The 20,278-nt window shown below is 40.5% G+C and carries 14 protein-coding genes and 1 pseudogene; all 15 read right to left on the bottom strand.

The annotated features are described in order from the left end of the window. Positions 1 to 29 precede the first annotated feature (29 nt). On the bottom strand, positions 30 to 1,766 hold the full coding sequence (locus B5M42_RS02235; RefSeq protein WP_134748717.1) for a UvrD-helicase domain-containing protein: 1,737 nt from the start codon (positions 1,764 to 1,766) through the stop codon (positions 30 to 32). 1 nt (position 1,767) lies between these two features. Beyond that, positions 1,768 to 3,900, bottom strand: coding sequence for an ATP-dependent nuclease (locus B5M42_RS02230; protein WP_134748719.1), 2,133 nt, complete (start codon positions 3,898 to 3,900; stop codon positions 1,768 to 1,770). A 204-nt stretch (positions 3,901 to 4,104) separates the two neighbouring features. Next, complete coding sequence (locus B5M42_RS02225) at positions 4,105 to 5,922, bottom strand: COG3415 family protein (RefSeq protein ID WP_134748721.1); 1,818 nt, start codon at positions 5,920 to 5,922, stop codon at positions 4,105 to 4,107. After that, entirely contained in the window at positions 5,912 to 7,870 is a 1,959-nt protein-coding gene (locus B5M42_RS02220) for an McrB family protein (protein WP_134748722.1), read from the bottom strand. Before B5M42_RS02220 ends, B5M42_RS02225 begins: the two co-directional genes overlap by 11 nt. A 2-nt stretch (positions 7,871 to 7,872) precedes the next feature. Then, the gene (locus B5M42_RS02215) at positions 7,873 to 9,183 is read right to left on the bottom strand and encodes a hypothetical protein (protein WP_134748724.1); all 1,311 of its coding nucleotides are present in this window, start codon (positions 9,181 to 9,183) and stop codon (positions 7,873 to 7,875) included. A gap of 316 nt (positions 9,184 to 9,499) precedes the next feature. After that, positions 9,500 to 9,752, bottom strand: a pseudogene (locus B5M42_RS25845) (transposase); the annotation flags it as partial. A gap of 102 nt (positions 9,753 to 9,854) precedes the next feature. Further along, positions 9,855 to 10,919, bottom strand: coding sequence for a hypothetical protein (locus B5M42_RS02210; protein ID WP_134748726.1), 1,065 nt, complete (start codon positions 10,917 to 10,919; stop codon positions 9,855 to 9,857). Positions 10,920 to 11,023: 104 nt separating this feature from the next. After that, entirely contained in the window at positions 11,024 to 11,167 is a 144-nt protein-coding gene (locus tag B5M42_RS25680) for a pPIWI-associating nuclease domain-containing protein (protein ID WP_167689514.1), read from the bottom strand. Positions 11,168 to 11,455: 288 nt separating this feature from the next. Beyond that, a complete protein-coding gene (locus B5M42_RS25675) occupies positions 11,456 to 11,785 on the bottom strand; it encodes an SAVED domain-containing protein (protein ID WP_134748728.1) in 330 nt (109 codons plus the stop codon). A 123-nt stretch (positions 11,786 to 11,908) separates the two neighbouring features. Further along, the gene (locus B5M42_RS02205) at positions 11,909 to 12,982 is read right to left on the bottom strand and encodes a hypothetical protein (RefSeq protein ID WP_134748730.1); all 1,074 of its coding nucleotides are present in this window, start codon (positions 12,980 to 12,982) and stop codon (positions 11,909 to 11,911) included. Between the two features lie 175 nt (positions 12,983 to 13,157). Next, on the bottom strand, positions 13,158 to 14,723 hold the full coding sequence (locus B5M42_RS02200) for a TniQ family protein (protein WP_167689516.1): 1,566 nt from the start codon (positions 14,721 to 14,723) through the stop codon (positions 13,158 to 13,160). A gap of 21 nt (positions 14,724 to 14,744) precedes the next feature. Then, positions 14,745 to 15,740, bottom strand: a complete 996-nt coding sequence (locus B5M42_RS02195) for an ATP-binding protein (protein WP_230632584.1) — start codon at positions 15,738 to 15,740, stop codon at positions 14,745 to 14,747. Positions 15,741 to 15,751: 11 nt separating this feature from the next. Further along, the gene (locus tag B5M42_RS02190; protein WP_134748733.1) at positions 15,752 to 17,719 is read right to left on the bottom strand and encodes a hypothetical protein; all 1,968 of its coding nucleotides are present in this window, start codon (positions 17,717 to 17,719) and stop codon (positions 15,752 to 15,754) included. Continuing rightward, positions 17,697 to 18,371: a hypothetical protein gene (locus B5M42_RS02185; protein ID WP_134748735.1), complete on the bottom strand. Its 675-nt coding sequence runs from the start codon at positions 18,369 to 18,371 to the stop codon at positions 17,697 to 17,699. The genes B5M42_RS02190 and B5M42_RS02185 overlap by 23 nt, the downstream gene beginning before the upstream one ends. Before the next feature lie 793 nt (positions 18,372 to 19,164). Further along, the gene (locus B5M42_RS02180; RefSeq protein ID WP_134748737.1) at positions 19,165 to 20,154 is read right to left on the bottom strand and encodes a DGQHR domain-containing protein; all 990 of its coding nucleotides are present in this window, start codon (positions 20,152 to 20,154) and stop codon (positions 19,165 to 19,167) included. Positions 20,155 to 20,278: the final 124 nt, after the last annotated feature.

Raw genomic sequence — 20,278 nt, 5'->3', positions numbered from 1 at the left:
ATCAAATTTTGATTTTTTGCATATTATTGTTAGTCATAAAGGAAATCCAATTGTTGTAATTGCCTATTTACTTCCGTGTTATACTGTCGCCCCACCTCTGAAATTAAATGAAGATTTTTCTTTGATCTTGAGCAAATCACATAAAGTAACTTCTTTGAAGATCTTTCAGAAGCTTGAATGTCGTTCCTTAATGAATAGTGGGGAATATATCCTTCGAGTAATCCAAATGCAATTACTGTAGTAAACTCCTCACCTTTGACTCCTTGGCATGTATTTACAACCACCCCTTTGTGTTGCTTAAACATATTTTTAAAACTTTTTATTTCTTGGGTTTCTTGGTTAAGTTCTCGTTGTATCCTCTGTCTCAATCCACTAAAGAACGCCGCATGATGTTGCTCTAGATTCGGATGTTCCGTTATTGTGATATTTATTTTATTCAGAAATTCATTGAATGACTCTCTTAAAAACAGTTCTCCATCTACTTGCTCAGAGTGTATGGAGTTTATGATTTTAAGAAGTTCCCTTGATTGCAAGTCAAGTTGATTGCCGGTAAATTGATTAATTTCTCGAACTACTTCATTTGCCCAGCGAACACGATTCAGATATAAACTTGGCAGAGGTTCAGTCAAAAATAATCGTGCAACTTTAAACCAAAAGTTTTCGGGTCGTCTAGGTAGGGGTGATAGTCCTGGTGCATCAAAATCAATATGTGGTAAGATTGCCTTTAATCTTCTCGCCATGGGGATTAACAACATCCATTGAGGAGCAATTACGCATATTTCATGCATAGGTACTCCAGATTGAATATTTCGATCAATTATTTGCGCAATTTCTTCTGTCACTGATTCAACTTCAATACTTGAATTAAAAGTAATTTCTCCATGATCGTTGGCACTTTCACCCAATGCGGTTATTTCAATGTCAGTAAGCTGAAAATTTCGATATAGATCAATAATTCTTTGAGACGATCTATAATTTCCTGACAAGTTACAGTGTGTAATTGCATAACCACCGATTTCCTCAGAAATCTCTTCTAATGATTTAGCAACACCCCCTAGAGTATCAAATATTGCTTGATCGGGATCACCTACAAACAGTACCTTCGTCCGTCCTTGGCCTAATCGAATGATCTGGCCAAGGATCCCGTACTGTAAATCTTGTGTATCCTGATACTCATCAACAAATATCCTTGAGAATAGCGCTGACAATGTAGTTGCAATTTCCGGCCGCTCAATAATAATTCGATATGCAATATACAGAATCATATCAAAATCAATGAGCTTGTTACGATCGAGGTAAGAATGATAACGAGCGATGATTTGTCTTTTATTCGAAGAGGCATTAACCACGTCACCATTGCGATTAAATTTTGTATTAACTTCTTCAAAATACCTATATCCATAATCAGACTTTAATTGTGTCAAAAGAGTATCTTGCCGATGTTCATCAATAACGGTAAAACCATCTTTCACTTTATCGTGATAGCCTGCATAGGGTTTAATGATCCATTCTAAACCAAAAGCATGTATTGTACCGGTCCATAATTGATTTGTTTCAATATTCATTAAGTCAATTCTTTTTTGTATTTCATCTGCAGCACGATTTGTAAACGTCAGTGCAATTAAGTATTTCTTTGGTTCAATACTTGCAAGCTCATACGCGATTTTTTGAGTCAGGGTTCTTGTCTTCCCACTCCCTGGGCACGCTGTGACTAAAATATTGCCATCCAAATCAATAACTCTCTGTTGTTCAGAATTAAGCTGCATACTATAACCCCATCTTAGTTAGCAGTAGTGTTAGTTGATCATCTCTTAATTCCTCTTTATAAGCGTTCATATATTCACGTATATATGTGGAGTAATCAAGGTTCTGTTCCTTTAAACACTCCTTTATATCAAATACAGTTTGAAACGACTCCGAATCAAAATCCCCCTCTATTGCTGATTTAATTCTGAAATCAGCCATCTTTTCAAAATGGCGGTCGGACAAATGAGTGCAAGTAAAAGAAACGGCTTCCATTATATAATCTGGAATATTGGTTAGATAGAATAATTCTTCAGCAACCAGTAGAGCAAACCAGCCCTTTCCTTCCTTTTTAGCAAGTCGCAGAATTTCGACTCCGGAAACACTTACATTCGAGTCATCTAAACGCTTGCTTGATCTTGTACGATCGACCTCCCTTTCATAGATATGTTCAAGGCAGTTTTTAATCTCAAATGAATTACTACTCAATAAAAAATCTACTTCAAAAGTATAGTTTGCGAAAAATGGTGTTACCCACGTATTATTTTGGAATTTAGCTATTAACTCTGTTTGTCTTAGTGCACCTGACTCTTGAGATGCACGACATTTCTTCTGGGCGAGGGAATCCATGGTTGCATCATCCGGTAATGATATTACAGATTGGTCAAGGTCCGTAATGATTGCGCATCGCCTTTGAATTCTTTCTTCATGATACAAATTGGCAATATGTTTAAAAACAGTGCTACTCACACTAACCAAGCTAATTCCAATTTCATCTAGACTAATATCAAATACAGCCTTAAACATAGCAGGGATCAGGATCAGCTCTGCATCCCCCTCTACAAGAATCACACTTTTTGCAAAAAGGACCGTTGACCTAACAGCATCTAGATATCTTTCAATTCTTTTGCATTCATCTTCACCCAATCCGTTACTTGGCTGAAAAACGGCTGCTTCGTGTTTTCGTTTTGCCAAAATATTAACCGATCGTATTTTATTGGCTGCTGAAATATGTGTAGAATGGGTGGAAATAATAACTTGTGTATTTTGATAACTTGATTTCTCAAACAGAGTTTTTTGAATATGGGTATGGATATGTGCTTCAGGTTCTTCAATTAATAAAAAGTGAGCTACTTTGCTCGTCGATATTTTTAATTCATATTCAAGTAATTTGAGACTAATATAAATTAGATTTGCGCCTCCTAAGCTTAACTCACTTAGTTGACCTTGGTAACCATCATCATCCGAATCACCAACCCATAAAGTAAGAGATTGGAGCAGTTTCTCTAGATCGGATGGCAGCTGCGATTTGATGTCGATTACTGGCGAGTAGGTAATGCCGACCGTATTCTGTAGTGTAGTTCTAATTCTGTCCTTCATTTGTTGTACTTCATCCAAAGTACTAATTGTAGAATTAAGTGCAGTTACTTGGTCCAGTATATGCGTTCCCTCAATACCATCACTCATCCCTCGCAATAAATTGAGCAATGGATTATTTTTAATATTACGAAGTTCAAATACAGCATCTCGTAAGGCTTTTATATACGTACAGCTTACTTCGTTATATAAGGAAAATCTGTTTGCAGTAACTCCAAGAAGATCTTGAGCTTCAATTGCTGGATCTGGAAAAATAATACGATCAAAATCCCCTACAAAACGCTTATATACGGCATCATCACTAAAATTAGCCGTACTTCTACAAGAAATTACTACTTCATAATGTTCAATCGAGATTCCTGATAATATCGCGTTTAGTTCGGCACGAGCTCCGCCGTTATTAGTTAGTTCAAAAAGCCTTTGCCTGATTGCTTTCTGAGGGCGGAAATACATAGAATATGTGCCTCTAGATGAGCCATCCATATGTCGAATGCCGTGTGCAAGGTTTTGAACTCCTTCGCTTGCATCCAATTCGGCGAATTCCATATTAATAATAATCCAATGACCTTTCCAACTGTGGGGGATCGCTCGATTAAAATCACTTTCAGTAAACTTTATCGATCTTGGAAGTTCGTCATCTAAAAGTAATCTCATTGCAAAAAATACGTTAGTTTTACCCGAACCATTTTCACCAATGAGTGTATTTACACCATCGGTAAAATGAAAGGATGCATTTTGAAAGTTTCTAAAATTTCGAATATCGATACGGGAAATATACAATGCTGATCCACCTCAAATATGTTTTTTCTTATTAAGCCAAATGCTTTAATTTTGAGTGCCTTAATGCTGTATACTTGCGTCCCGCAGTTTTTCTCAAATTGTCAGAAAAAGGATCCCCAAAAAAGTCAGCAATGTTTTCAGACAGTGTGATACCGTTATTGAACAATGCAAATTTAGCGCCTCGCTGGCGGCATCCCTTCCCCTCTAGTCCATAACCGTTTCTTCGAACCAAGCGGCCAGCTCCCGATAGAGCTCATCCTGGCCGGTAATAAGACCATCTTCGATGTTAGGGAATAACTGGATGTACAGAAGCGGCTGCTCATCATGAAACACTTCGGCATCATCGTCTTTGCTGTATAAGCAAATAACACGGTGTACGACGGAACTCCGACGGTTTCGGCTCGTTGTATTTTGTCCGGCGTAGTTGATGTTTAAATACTTGGACAGTTGGGTGGACACCTCGTTCGTATAAGACTGATTATATAACGATTTGTATTTTCGGTGTTTGGCATCCATGGCAACAGAAGACAGCAAAAATGGGTCGTTTCCTTTTTGATACAAGTCAAGACGAATGTCTGGCTGGATCACTTGACGTGAGAAAAAAAAGTCTCCTGCACGAAGTGCGTCCTCCCGAAGGTCCACCACCCGGTCATACCAGGCATGAATGATGTACTCCTCGTTTTCCAACACCAGTTGGGTGCCAGAGCGCAGCTCACGCAGTTGGTCCAGAGCGGTCTGCGAAGACGCCCGAAACCCCATTCGCTTTAGAATCTCCACCACCTGGAAATAAGCAAACTGCTCGTACACCTTCCAGGTTGGTTTTAAGACACGGACAATGTGCCTGGTCGACTCTCGGCCGTGCAGCACCCGTCTCCCTTCTTCAACCCATTCGCTAATGGTCCGGTAATGTCGTTCTTTTAAGGGCGGTTTGTGATGACCGCGGGGAATATCCTTGAAGTCAGTGGACACCAAAATATAAATAAGCCGGCCGATCATCTGTTGGACGGTCTCGTGCCAACGAGACAATACGCCAACTTCCCTTTGTGCTATGGTAATTTCGGTAGCCAGTCGATGAATGCGGCCATTCATGGAATTTTGGGCTTCAGAGGAAATGTCGCGGGCATTATAGTACTGCTGTTTGCGTATTTCGCTGGCCCTTTTTTCTTCTTCTTTTTTGGCCATAACAGCCAATGACTGGGTTAAGTCGGTTTCAATGGCAGCTCCCACGGATAAGAGAACATTCTTCCAAGTCAACAGTACATGCTTCATCCACCGGTTTGCCGGAAGATCCATAGTCAGCCGTTTTTTCTTGTTCACTTCCACTGCATGTCCTCGGACTTCCTTCATCCGTAGGCTTTTTTGATCCTGCTTTTCTTGATATGGCCCCGCTTTGTATGACGTTTCAATGACGGATAGCGGATTTCGCTCTATTTGCATAAGGCTTGCGTTCAAGAGTTCTTTTTCGTTAATGAGACGAAGCACATAATCATAATAGGACTTGGCTTTGAGTATTTCATGCTCTTGGCTTGTGGAGGTTTGGGTATAAATCAAGTCATAAATCATGCCCTCGATTTCCTGCTCCAATAAATGATGCATGTGTTGCACCTGCTCTGGGGACAAATGGATGGGGCAAACCAATATGCCTGATCCATACACATCTTGGCCTATGTGAACTTCTAGAAAATATACCCCGAGACGCCACGGGAATTCATCTCTGGAATTCGGCATGAACACATATTCATAATAATCCAGAGTCGTCCCCGGGATCGTAATTTTTTTTTGTTTTCCGAACTCATCATAGGTGCTCGATTCCAGCACCACTTTTGCCCCACCAGGCAAGCATCCAGACTTGGCATACAATCGGATACCGAGAGGAATGTTTTCTTTAACCGAAGTGAAGTGAGAAAAAGAGGCCGGCATCTGGTGTGGCGCCCAAAAGTACAACGCCTTTTGAGCATCATTTGAAGATCGGCTCGTAAAAAACTCCAGGACAAAAGGAACGTCTTCGGCATTATAGTACATAACCGTTCCTCGTCAGTTCCTTGGCTTTCTGCTTTAGAAAGGCCAGAGAAGAGTTGAATCCATCTTCCCCTTCTACTTCCTCCATTAAAAGACGCCCGATATAACCTACATGATAACGGTTTTCTGCATCAAAATATCCGATCAAGTCCTGCACCTGCTCCCGGTGGCCACGGATTTTGGTCAAAATTCGTTGTTTGACCTGGTAATCCAGCGCCGTATTACGAGTGATCAAAGCATTGCCGTCGGCATCGCTAGGGATATTGGCCAAATATTTTCCAATCCCCTTGTAGATCCGGAAACTGACCCCAATCTGGGCATCGTATTCTTGCATGGTGTCGTGAAGGCGGTCCAACAACAGGATTTCAGGTTCCTCCATACCGCCACCTACTTTGGTCCAGTCGGTAATGTAAAGGCTACGGGTAACAGGAGTTGTCGTATTGATATCCTCGCGGCTTTCTTCTTTAGGCACCGATGCCTCACCGAAGGTCAGCTTTTGAAGGAAAATCACATTGGTTCGGTCCAGCATTCGATTTGAGAAATCTTTAGTGGTTTCGTCAAAATTTGCGGTACCGACAAACAACACATTATCGCGAACCGGAATACACCCCTTTGGAAGCGGTTTATTGTGGCAAATGGCTCCTTGGCTGTAAATTCGCAGCTCCCTCTGATCTTTGGGCAGCTCCAGCAAGGAAATGAATGGAGCAAAGTAGTGCTCCACCTGCCCTAAATTCATCTCGTCAAACAGAACCATAAATAGCTCGTTGGTGTGCTTGCTGGCCCGTTCCAAAAACGATACCAGTCCAGTTTCACTCTCCATGAACAGGCCCATTTGAGGGTTTAAATAACCCAATATATCTGACGGTTCCGTATACGAAGGAGAGATGGGAATGTACAGCAGATTTTCGTCCTTTTTTAATTTCAGGGCGTCGGCGTATAAAAGGGCTAATCGAGTTTTCCCGGTACCGCTCATACCACCCAGAACGGCCATTCCGCCGGTTTTCAGCGAGGTGTGCAAGTTAATCAAATCCTCTTCCGGATAAACCAACTCCGCTTCTTGGGCCAGCTTTTTCAATCGGGCAATAAACTCCATCTCTGTAAGGTTGCTCGGGGTTTGATCGGGCTGAGCTTGCTTTTTTTCATCTTTTTTAGGCTGCTCCTGCTGGAACAGTGATACGCCTTTCTTCTCCAACGTGTCCCGTAGCTCTGCAGCGTAATTGTCTGTAATAAAGCCTATATCCCGGTAAGCGCATTTTAATTTGCTCCAGAAATCATCCAGATCGGTCAAGGCAACCCGTTTAATCCCGTTGGGTTTAACAGCGTAGTAGATGGTCATGTTTACCTCACTGCCTATTATGCTGTCTTGGTCCGGAATGTAGTACAAATAGCCGTCACACAGTATAAATTCCGGCGTCTCCATATGATTTGGGTAATCCGGTAATGTAATCGGGGTCCCTTCCATAAGCGCCTTTTCAAAGCGTACGGAGGGCACCCCTTTTTTCGCTTGGGGGACTGGAATATAATAGTTGGCTTCCTGTTTGTCCTCGGAAACCATCACTATATCAAAATTGTAATGGTACAAGTGGCTAGAGTTATCGTGTCGGTGGTTCAACTTAGGTTTAATGAGGATGAGCTTGTTCTCCAGGTGTTCTCGTAAAAAGGTGATTTTGTCCTGCTGTTCGTAATATTTAATCGTTTGAAGGTGCCGGACGTTACGGTCGTCAAAGGAAACATAGCACTCTTTGGCATGTTTACCGACATCTTTAATGGGTTTAGGTTCATCTACAAGAGTCTGCAGATAAAATACAATGTCGCTGCCGTTGCGCTGGTTGCGGGCTACGCTTTTTCGTTCCGTGCCCAATCCCGGAATGTACTGCGTCTCACTGTCGTCAGCAAGCCTTGCCAAGATATAACAGCTGCTTAATTCACGCATCGTTTTGGGGTTTATCATCGTTATTCCTCCGTCACACTGTCCTTTAGGTTCGTTGCGTATCCCAGTATCAGTTCGGCGTCATCCGTAAACTCTTCGTAAGTAATCCCACGACTCTTAAAAAAGTGTCGCAGTTCTATCCACTCTTTTGAGTTGGTAAACAGGCTGCGGTCCACAAATATGGTTTTATTTTGTAAAATCTCCGGTTTCATTTCGATATGATGGAGCAACTGGGCTTTCGAATAAATCAGTCCACGAAATAGCTCCTGCAAACAGGGGTCCAGATGTTCCGTCACAATGAATGCATCACTCGTATGGGGCAAGAAGGTTTCCCATAACACTTTATACCCGGCAAACAACTCGATTTGCTGCGAGAGCTTTTGGATATGCTCACTAGTCTGCTCAAGGGAAACAAGTTTGGCCGTCTCTGCTGCGGCAGTTTCATTTTCTGCTTTTTTTAGCTGCTGTTTCATGTGATCCAAGACTGATAGCATATCTGCTTTTTGTTGTTCTGTCTCACTGAGCGTTCTCTTTAGACTCTGAATAGATTCTAACATGACAATGCTCTTATGCCCTTCGCTCTGCAGCAAACCTTTCAATTCTCCTGCTTCCTGCTGGTTTGAAAGAAGGGTTTCGATGCAATATGCGAATACCCCTTGTGCCAGCTGAGGGTAATCGGGCAGTAGAGCCAGCTGCCCTAAAAACCGTTCCTCTGCCGCTTTTAGTCCGTTTACAGCCAGTAGTTTGGATACCCCGTCCGGTTTTTCTTGTAACAGGTCCTTTATCGAAGCATAACGTGCTTCCCAGCCTGCCCATGCCACGAAGTCCATATAGTGTGCCATGGAAGGCATCTGCAGTTGATATTGGAGCTGTTCGATGATCTGGCTTTCATTCACCGCATAGATGCCGGCAAACAGATCCGTCTTGTTTAGTGCATTTTGGACGAGCTTATCGTAATGGGTGGTGTACGTTTCTCGGTATTGATCATACAACAGGGCCAATTTCTGATAGGGCCGCCAGTTTCCGTCGGATACCAATACTGACATAAACGCTTCGTAGTCGTCAACTGGTAAAGTACTTTGTTCCTTTCTCGCATCTGCTGCCAATTCTTCGTAAAAAATATCCAAGGGTATCGCATTAGGACTATTCTTTAAGCGCTTCTTCTTGCCAATGCCGCTTCGCAAGGAACTTCCTACAAGCCCCCGGAGTTGTTCCACCGGACGGCTCGCTAAACTGCTGATCCGAAAGCCGTCAACCGATAAATTGAGTACTGTACAAATATGAACCAGATCGGTCTTTAGTAGGATTTTTGGAAGCCACTCACTCTCATGCATATCTCTACCTCCCTCCCATAAGTCTACCAATTTCGGCGGATTTCGACAATGAATAAATCCCAGCTTAGCCGAGGACTACGAGGCGGAAAAGCAATGATATAGCTCTGTAAGGGGTAGGCAGGTTATCGGAATTGGGATAATGTCCTTGTCAAAATCGGGAATGAGATAAAGTTCTTATCATTGGATTTTGACAATAACCTTATCCCATAAATAAAAAAAGCCGCGATTTACGCAGCAATTAATGGGATCATGTTCTTGTCACCCGACAGTGTTGTTATTACAACGACGACATTTTAGCAGGAAGTCAACCGATTATTACGTTCGATTGGTGCTTCTTGACGACTGTAGGTTCAAACTCGCTGAGGCGATCACGAGGGACGATAATCTCTTACTCACCGTACTCACTCACGACGGTTTTCTTGCGTTTCCCATAGCTGCTGTTCAGCCTGGTCTTGTCTTTAACTTCATGCTTCTTGAAACCCAGATGCGTGTCTAGCGCCCCTACAGCATCTATTGCAACGTCGCGGCAACAGGTCTTTCAATGCGTTCTGCGCAACCTGCGCCGTCACTAGTTAGAAATTTAATCTTCGCCGCTATACTCAAATGCGATTCGTCAATTAGTTTGGTCTTGTCATATCCCAATATAACTGTGCCAATTTCCCGTTCAGATTTTAACATAAAATTAATAGCGGAATTGTAAGCAATAATGAGATCAGCATTAAATGAAATAGAACGCCAAAAAAGACCATTAATAAACAAACAGGAAGCCCATATAAGAAAAAACCACCTAAACTTAGAAATTTAAATATATGAATGAGTGACACTTGTTTTTCTATGATTTCATGAATGGGAGTTGTAACATTTTTAGGTATTTCAATTTTCGTTTCTAAAGTTGCATTTTTTGCATTAACATTGCCATCTTTAATAGAACGTACTTTTACTCTTAAGATGATTAAGCAGGGATACTTCACTTCAGATTTTCTAAGTGATTCAAAAATAACTTCAATATCCTTAGACTCTTGAGATTTAATAAAATACTCATACACATCGCTTACCTGTATTATCCTTTCGGTTTCAACCGATTGATCTCTAACAAATAACTGAATATTATTTTTCAATCCACGATTTATCTTCTTTTTTAACCCGTCTTCAAAATTCTCACCATCAACTTGATTTTCTTCTTTCTTAGCATCAGGCTTAATAAGCTGCACAGTTTTATCTGAATCCCCTATATTTGATAACTTGAAGATGATTTTTGTGATTTTCCGAGGTATAACCAGCACTTCTTTAAGCTCTAACTTTATCTCTTGGTCAACGTTTTTTCCTTTTTGCCCGCTTAAGTATATGGAATCCAATAATATAGAGCCACTATACCATTGTTCCCGAAGGTTTTTGGGAATTAGAAGCAGCCTACCTATTTTAAGAAACCTTGCTTTTCTTAGGGATAGAAGATCAGACATTCCTTCAGGGAATAAAAACAAGCTTCGATTATTTAGAATTCCACTTTCGTTAAAAGATTTTAGAATAGTGAAACCCGTTTTTGTCTTTATGAATAACCTTCTCCCTTTTTTCCAAAGTTTCAAACACGTTTTAAGAGTAGATTTGAATAAAAAGAAAACAATCATCAAAGCTATGTAGCCAAATAGAAGATAAAGAATAACATCTTTCGTATCTTCACTCATCGAATCAATCCAATGCCTTACTTTTAATATTTGATCCTCTAACCACTCAAGCATCCTATCCCTCCATAAAAACTAGTCCTAGACCGTTTTTTGAACTTACGTTCTCCGTTAGCTTAAAAATGCTCAATTGGATTAAAAGGCTCCCCTATCATCATCCATCATGTTTTCCTCCACCTCATCGACGGGTCATTGACATCTAGTTGAAGATAAACAACATACGGATAGGAACTTTCGATTCGAATGCCATCTCCCCGCTTGTAGCCCCCGTCGGAACCGTGTTGATGCTTGATATCAATTACCACTTATTTGGACATCAATATGCCAATTGTGGCTGATGAGATCGCTTCATGCAGAAGAAGTCTTTCTAAGCTCCACATTAGACTCAGAGGTTAACTGGTACTAATGTATTTTAGCATGTTGCTCAAAAGTGGTAAAAGCTAAATCGTTATTTCTTCCAAAGCTCGAACCCTAATAAATGTTTATCCAGCTCCTCCCCAGCAATCTCCATGATCGTTGCTCTTTCAAGGCATTCTGGGCATCCTGCCCGGCTTTGAGCAAGTCTAAGAGCTTACAGATCTAGAACTATCTTTTTAAACGGAAAATGCCATTTGATGATGAGGTGTATGCCGAACATTATAACTATATAAGTAGATATTTGGCCAAATCCTTGTATTAATGCTTCTGCCGATTTCAACAGCAAGACCTGCTGGCCCGCTATAAAACAAATGAATTTCTTTATATCGTTTTTGTTGGGTCTGCTGCTCAATCAAGTTGTTAAATTCCTTTCGAATAGCCAGTACATCCTCGCGGTAAAGCACTCGATTGATACCTGGATTTTGTATACTAATGTCCAATAGATCATATTCAAAATGAGCAACTTCATTTATATCTTGGATATCGGTAAGTATTAAACTGATCATGCAAAATGAAATAGCGGCGGTCTAGGACTCGAAAATAAAGTCTTAGACTACCGCTGTCTTCTGAAATAACATATTTGACAATAAAAGCGGCAACCCGGAAAACATTCCTAGACTGCTGCCACTTTACTTGGTTTCTGAGTGCCGATCAATGATTTTACCAATGATCGTTTCACAAAGAACCAGCAATTGATTCGTCAAATTTCTCAATTTCTCCTTCTCGGCCTCACCCAAATTTTTAGCGTGAAACAATCCATTCCGAATGCTTAGCCAACCTTCGACCACTGTATCCGTGATTTCATACTGAATCGCACCTTTTTTGATTTCTTTAATCCCAAAGTAGTCTTTCAGAATTAGTACAAGTTTGGCCGAACGAGGCTTATCCGTCATATTTTTTACCGCATTTGAAACGATGCTGCCGATTCTTAATCGGTAGTCTTTGTTCGATGTGTGTGTTTGAATTATGGCATTAAATGATTCTACGATCTGTTTCGCTTGATCTGGTTGAAATACTTTTTTAGCCTCGATCAATTGAGAATAGTCTCTTTCAAGTGATTCAATAATAATAAAGAGATTAAAAAATTTGCTGATATAATCTTGGAATCCGAGTGCCCGATAAAAACTGTTCAACATAAAATTCACATCTGTATCGTTGGCAGCAGCCCTATAGATTTGCGGAAAGGTTGAGGTTTGAAAGGTTGCTGTGAGGACGCTATGGGCAGAATCAATAAACAGAATGCTACTCTGTAGATGAATGGTAACATTCCCATCCGCATCAATCTCTTTGCGAAACTTTTGTGTAAATTCGTCATACTTTTTATAATTGTATTCCGTCACTATAATGTTTCGCGGGTTGAACCCTAGCTGTGTATGAAATCGGTGCTGGTTGTCATTTTGCTGTTGAATCATGAATGATAAAGCTGGGACATAGTGGTTGAGTAATTTCGTAGCCAAATCAACAGCATAATTCTTATTATCCGCAAACATGTTGGAGACTTCAAAAAAGACATTGTTTTCTCTTTCGATTACTTCGATAGTGCAGGTTTCACTCGTCTTAAAATCCCCTTTTGTAATCACCAGTGTTAATGTGTCTGTTATCTGCTCCGCGAATCTGATTACAAGGTCAGTCGTAAAATCAGGTTCGTCCAGGAATCCCATCCGAGTATAGTCGAGTGGTACAGATAAGTTGTACATCTTCATACCAAGTTCCTCCACTTTGATTTGCATATTCGATGACTCATACACCGTGGCATGACTCTATATACAAGTCCACTATGGTTATCAGTTTCATTATAACATACCCAATATTTCCACATTAGTATATTGCTTTATTTCCCAGTTTAATAGTTTATTTTCTTCTGGCATCCACATGAGTTTACTCATTAATAGCCACCAACAAAGGCCGGAAGGAAGTTTCGGTACCTTTCTTTCGTCTGGATCGAATGGTTGTATAAGGGCATTGCAAGTCCATTCTCAACCCGTTATTATCTGGAATAGGCCAATAAATTTCCATATCCTCTGCCCTGTTATATGGGAAATGCATAATAAAAAAATCTTCAGGCTTATAAAGAAGATTATATTTTTTCGGAAGTTCCTGTTTAGGTGCACATTCGTTTGCAACGTGTAACCAATTCTTAAAATGCGCATAGGCCAACCGCGCTATTATGTGATTTAATACCCATCTGAGGTGATGAAATTTACGTGGGTGAAAAATTGGATATTTCTTTAGCAACAGATCCACGATATTTCTTAAAAAACTTCCATCTTGCTCTTCCCCGAACTCAAGTAATTGCAAATCACCCATTTTATAGGTTGGATTATCAACGTCGTAATAATGGGGAATCTTGTACATCGACATTTTCCAAAAAGCAAATGCAAAGGCGTAGGGACATATCGGGGGAAGCGATTCATTTTCTTCTTTTGTAACCCGAACAAGACGATGGATGCATGTCTTATGATCCTTTAATAGTGTTTTTCTTAGGTGATTTTCAATAGAGTGGATGATATTTTGCGCAGATTTCCCTAGTTCTTTGGTAATTGCTTTTGTTTCAAGCCCGCTATATCTTGAAGTTAATTGGAATACACCTGTTATGGGAGACCATTCCTTTGCATCATCATACTGTTCCCGCCTCATTAAGTTCGTAGGTTTGGGGCATGGATGTGTTGCTTTGCCAAGCTGATCGTATGGATATTTCGGGTCTGAAACTTTCAGGAATAACTGGATACCATCATCTAGCTGGTCTAAATCGACCAAATCGCAAAAAACTACGTTCTCTAATCGGTTCCTTTGCGAAAGATTGAGATGCAGGCAATCTAACACAAGATTATTGACGATTTTTGAATGATGGTTTTTCCATTGCGCTGTGAAAGATGCAGGGTCCCAGGAAACGAGTATATGATCACACTTGCAGTAATAGGGGCCTGCTGACTTCTTCACCAGTAATTCGTAGGGAATTGGTTCTTGGCACGATGGGCATGCCGTAATAAGAGGGGTACAGTGAAACGGGCAAATCGTGATCAGTTTGATCTGATGTAGGATACTGTGATATCCGTTTTGAAGACATTGGGGACAATAACATAAGTAACTTCGTAGAAAATGCCGATTGATGGACTTCGGTTTCATCGCCCTTTGTGGTTCGCCCAACGTTCCAAATAGTGTGTGTATGGATGAGAGATTAATTTGGTCCATGTTTATTTGCATTTCGGCTTGTATTTTGTCCTCATCTACAACAGTTACTTCATATAAATCTCTATGTAATTTGGTAAACGCGAGTTTCTTTGTATCATGTTTACCAAATAATTGTACAAAGTCCCAACTGCTCGCGCTGTTCGCAAATTTAAATTTTTCAACGATACTCCAAAAAGATTCAAACTCTTGTATCCAGTTAGAATTCCAAGCGAAGTGTTTCGATACTCCATGATTGGAATGAAGCGTATTCACGTATAGATCCTCCTCTTCCAACTACAACATTTCCATAAAAATCTCATTTTCAATATAACCGGACTTACGAATAGCCTCGATCCAATTGATTTTTGTAAGAAATTCCTGATCCAATCCGTTTACTCCAAATTTCTTTAATATGTATTCGATGGTTAATGTTAAGTATTGCATAGGGATTTCCATATTTTTATGTAGGCCGGCTTCTGCTCTTAACTCTTTGAAAATATCTAGTAAATCCACCGCGTAGGATTTCAATCTGAAGCCATTCAAATAAGCTTGAGGGAAAAAGTATTTGGTAGGGGACCAGCCACTGCCAGCAGGGTATTCAGATGTTATATCGTATCCATCCAGTAAAGTTTCCAATTCGGATAACGTCTTTAAGCCTGAAAATTTGTACTCATGAACCATAAATCTTCCGACTATTTGGGCCTTTTTTGATGCTAGAAATGCTGTTCGTTGATGTACGAGCTCCTCTTGCCCTACCAAAATGATTGTTAAACTCACAGCAGCTAATTCGAGTCTGTTATAAATGTCCATTAATATTTTGTATTCAAGTTCCAGAAGGCTTTGTGCATCATCAATAAATAATAAGACCCGATTTGTTCCGGAACTTTGGGCCTTTTCAATAAAATATTTGATCAATCGATTACTTTTCATGGGGACTTTTCCCGCAAAGGGTAATCCATGGCCTACGGACACCAATAAGTCTTCATAGAATTTATTTTCGTTGGCTTGCTTTTTACCTTGTTCACAACTGTAATGAAAGATAGGGAGATTATCCCCAAAATCGAGCGGTAGTGCATGCTTTAAATATCTAACTGCGTACGTTTTTCCTAACCGCGGCCGTCCGTAAGCCATTCCCCCTGGCGCTCTGTTTTCCACCCATTGTTTAATTTCATCATACATTTTGGCTATTTCATCAGTCCCGATCGTGTACCTTCTCTCTTCGATGGGATGGCACCCCGAAGGGATTAAAGGTCGTTCATGTTCATTCAGAACGATTTCCACTGTTTCCACCAGCCCTCATACTAATGGAATATTGTCTTAAATATCCTTTTCGTTTTTATTTCTTCTGATTCTGTAAGGGGCGAGGAATGTTTTTTAGGCTCGCGCTGCAGGTCTCCAGGGAGTTGGGTAGAGGCAGGTTCTTTCTGCTCCCAATGATCTAACCTTCGATTTAATTGTGCCAAAAGGCTGCGAGCGGATTTATTCGTTTTTGCCTTCGCTTTGATATGCTGTCGAAAAACACTCATAGGGTCATCATATTTTGTAAAAAAGATCTCTCGTTTTTCTTTAGCTCTAAGTATTGCTTTTCGCTCCCTGAGGGTATGGGGGCTTATCCCCCAATGTCCGGCAGCTGTCAGATATCCAAGGTCGCTGCCATCTTTTAAAAATACTCGAATCGCTCGAAGATCCTCTACGTTCACTACCAGCGTTAATTGGCTACCAATAAGGTTTGGAGAACGCGATAAAACTTCACTACGGTAATCGACACCGAAAAAATGGATCAAGGGACGTTTACCTTTCGTTATACTGCCTTGAACGGTGCGTGTCGTTTGTATCGTAAGGAAAGACGCTTCCTTTCTTTTATCTGGCTCCATTACACGTGGCTCCATTCCCCTTGCTATTCGCTGTCTCATCAATTCTAGTGGTGTAAAATTATTGATCCCGCCGTGTGGTATGCCATTATAGTCAGAAATAAGGACTTCCGTGATTTCCTCTAGCTCATCGATGGAGATGTTGAATTTCTTCGCTTGTTTTTCTGGATTATTTCTTAAAGGGTCCGAGGGATTACTTCCAGTCGTAGTTATTGTCTTGTGGTATCCTCGATCTTCTAGGGTTCGGAAAAATCTCTCTATGATTCCCCTCTTTTCTGGAAAACCAACAGGACCAGGATTTACTCTACATTCTACAATATGATGCAAACGATCTTTCACCATTTTTGAAAGGTTCGATTTTCCGTTATCAAAACTGAGTTCATCCCATAATCCCCACTCTGCCTCTGGAATCACTGAAGATGGAAACCCCCCACTTTCTAAATACGTAAGTCCAGAAATCGTCAATTCTCTTTTTGTATGAGGAACCACGGCGTCTTTTATGCACAAGAGAACATCATCTGCAGTGTATTCTTTGTTCAGACTTAAATGTTTGCCTAGAACTGCACGTGTAGCTTCATCGATAATAATCAACAACCATACCCGGTCAAGAATTTCCGTGATCGTATCTCCTTCAAGTGTAGTAAATGTAATTGAGAATAGGGCGTCGATACGGTGTCCATCAAACTGAACCCTTTGATATGGCCTGACTATCATGGGCGATTGCAGGTCAACATTGTCATGCATTAATTTAGAGCGCCTAGCTGCTTCCTTGCCATAACTTTTGGCTGCTGCACTAAAATGAATATTTTTAAGACTTTTCAAATATCTATAAAGCGATCTTTTTCCCATATCTTTTGTATTAAAGGGGTAATCTTGTAATCCTATTCCCGATTTTTTACATAAATCAACAAAGTGTCGATGAATGAGATTTCCCTTGACGATAGGAATCTCGTCAATAATAATTCTGCGCTGTAGAAAAGCTTTATCTATTTGTTCTTTGATATGAGGATTGGTGTCAAGTAATTTGGAAAAGGCTCCGTTCAACCCCTTAGTCGTTGTGCTGGCTCCTGGAGCACGAGTGGTAGATGCCTTTCTGTAATATTCAGAGATTCTTTTTTTGGGTATTATCGCTCGGAATCCCCAGATTAATCCTGTTGCTCCATCTACTTCAAAGCATCTTCGGATAAAGCGTCGTAGCTCTTTTGCGGAAATTTGTGTTTGCTCATAAATTTCACTATTTTTATGGCCGCGTAGATACATCAAGATAGCCTTTTCCCTTTTCTCATAGATCTCCAGATTCTCATTGGAAAGTAAAGTTTTATTCACAGTTGGCCAATATTCGGGATTAAGATTCTGTTCATCGATTCTTAAATCCTCAAGAAGACGTTTCATTGCCATTAAGAAACACCTCCGTATGGTGGCCGATAGGAATTTGGTCAATATTACTATTCAGAAGGCCTTCGACCATTAATGTAAAGATGAGTCTTCTTACTTTTTCTTTTTGAAAGGAATGCAGTTCATTCTCAATCTGACGTACGTTCGTACATCCGTTGTTGATTTTGTATTTAATAGCCTTTACGACGGTCTCATCCATGTTGGAAAATGCGGATTCCCTTATATAGGGTAACAATAGCTTCTTGTTTTCCAATAGTATTGGATTGCTTCTAATTTCATTTTCCCGTTTCATACTGTACAAATAACGATGTTCTTGACACCACTGTTCTTGAGATTTAACCTTCTCTACTGCGCTGGCGTTCCTACGTTTATGGTGAGTATCCATCTCGTAAGAGTAATGTACGGCAACAAATTCTTCTGCGCCGTCTCTCCTCTTAATCCACATATCAAATACGGACTTAATAGGCTTACCATCAAAAAAATGGATAATTTCTCGAGGTTTTTCACAGAAGGTTTGAACCAATGGGTCTGTTTCAATTAAAACCCAATGATCATATTCTAAATCACCCTGTAATCGAACCTCCCTTCGGATCTTTTTGCTATATACATGCCACCTATTGCTTGCTAAATTTTCTTTAGTAACTGGAGTATACATCCAAACACCTCAATAAAATAACTAGGATAAAACACCATATTATTACATTATTTGCTATTATAATACCATATATTTGAATTTGATCCAATATATATTTCGACGAATTCAATTGTTGGGTGAAAGTTAAATTATTGAGAAATAATTCCACACCCAAATCAATGAGATTTTATATAATGAAAATAGGAGGTCGATTTATTGTCAACGGAATGAGACAATAATGACCCCCATACAATAGTATGCACATATGTTTTTTCAAATAGTTTGATGACAGCTATTCAAAATCATCTCCACATATAGCCGATGGAATCAGCATAACGCCCTCTGTTCTCCGCCCATGTAGCCTACAGATTCGCACTCTTCCCAGCGATCGCTGCAAGATGCCGGCGATCATGCGCGTCAGCCTGCTTACTTCGCCCCGTTATTACCGCGCTGCACAATAATTTGGCCTTTCTTTGCGCTCAGAAAGCAGCATTGTAACAGCATCGCCCATTTGATCATCTTGGGTATCTGCTTGCTTCCAACAACTGCTCAGTAACCGCGTTTATCCTTCTCCCTTATTCATACCGCAAGCTCAACGGATACCACGGTCCACAGCAGGCATAACATTGCAAGCAACACGCTTCTCGCGGGCAGCTTGGTTTACTCGCCCCATCTGTAATATTCCTGCTCGAGAATCGAGCCTCCACCCATTTTTACGGTGTAAAACACTCCATCTAATTCCGCGTGATTGATATGTAAATATATCCAAGCAAAAGAGGACGATTCAATTACCTTGAATGGTCCTCTTTTATGATCAACTAATCATTAATTCTGTGATTTCTTGCGATAACGCACGGGAGCCGGTTAACCCTTTAATGAATCTTAAAGGTCCAGTGACAGACCAATCAATTTCTTTAAGCTTATTTACGGATTTAATGAGCGTTGAATCGATTGTTTTTTTATTGTTGCTCATATGTCTGGAGAGCACGTTCCCTGCCGCAATAGACAGGGCATCCATACAAACGATATGTGTCAGCCTGTGTCCCGAGTAATCCAGCCATTCTGATGATAACGTTTCTTTAATGGCCGTGAAGTATTTCAGCGCAATGTTCAGTTTCTCTTCTTTAGAGAGCACAGCTAACTGTTCATCTTTAAAAAGAAAATGCAGGGTACGATACAGGTTCTGCAGCGTAATATGCCTACCCTTAACGCGTTTTCCAATAATACTGCCGATAAGCAGAAAAGGGCTCTCTTTGCGCATCAATAATTCTGTAGCGACCCAGCTAAGATCGTCCGTGTCTCTTCGAAGATACTTGCTTAAGGAGGGACCGATCCCCTTCGCTTTCGTGTTTATCGTATCGAACAGTTTAATTTCTTCATCATCATCAAGCGCATGGAACGCCAAAAACGGAATGGTGATATCGGAATTCGTTTCTTGAACATATTTTTTGATACCACCCAATCTATGCTGCCCATCCATGAGGGAAGCTTTCCCTTTGCAAATAAGTCTTCCAAAGTTAGGTCTCAGCTTGTCGTAGCTGGTAAATTCCCAATTCCCACAGGCATTGAGCAGTACGGGAGTAAATAACGCATCTTCCCCCTTAGACAAATACACTGCGAAGTCATGGCACCGTTTGGGATCGACAGGTCGTTGATAGCCTTTACCGTTAGGGTCATCATACGGCTTTACAAATGTTATATGTAAGGCGATGGCCGCGGGTAAGTAGCTCTGGTAAGCAACTTTACCCCGCATTTTATACTGCAGGACATTTTCAATCACATAATTGATAGGTAAATTATCCATCGTGGTGTCATCTCCATGAAGTTTGTCATTTTCAATTATAGAACTTATAAGTTCTATAATCAATGGAATTTATAGTTAGGTAGTCTGTATATCATGCATTCATTTGCCTAATGTATAAGCTAGG

This window comes from Paenibacillus athensensis (assembly GCF_004514475.2).
GTDB lineage: Bacteria > Bacillota > Bacilli > Paenibacillales > NBRC-103111 > Paenibacillus_AL > Paenibacillus_AL athensensis.
Note: the sequence above shows the minus strand (reverse complement) of the source record. Positions and strands in the feature narration are given on the sequence as shown.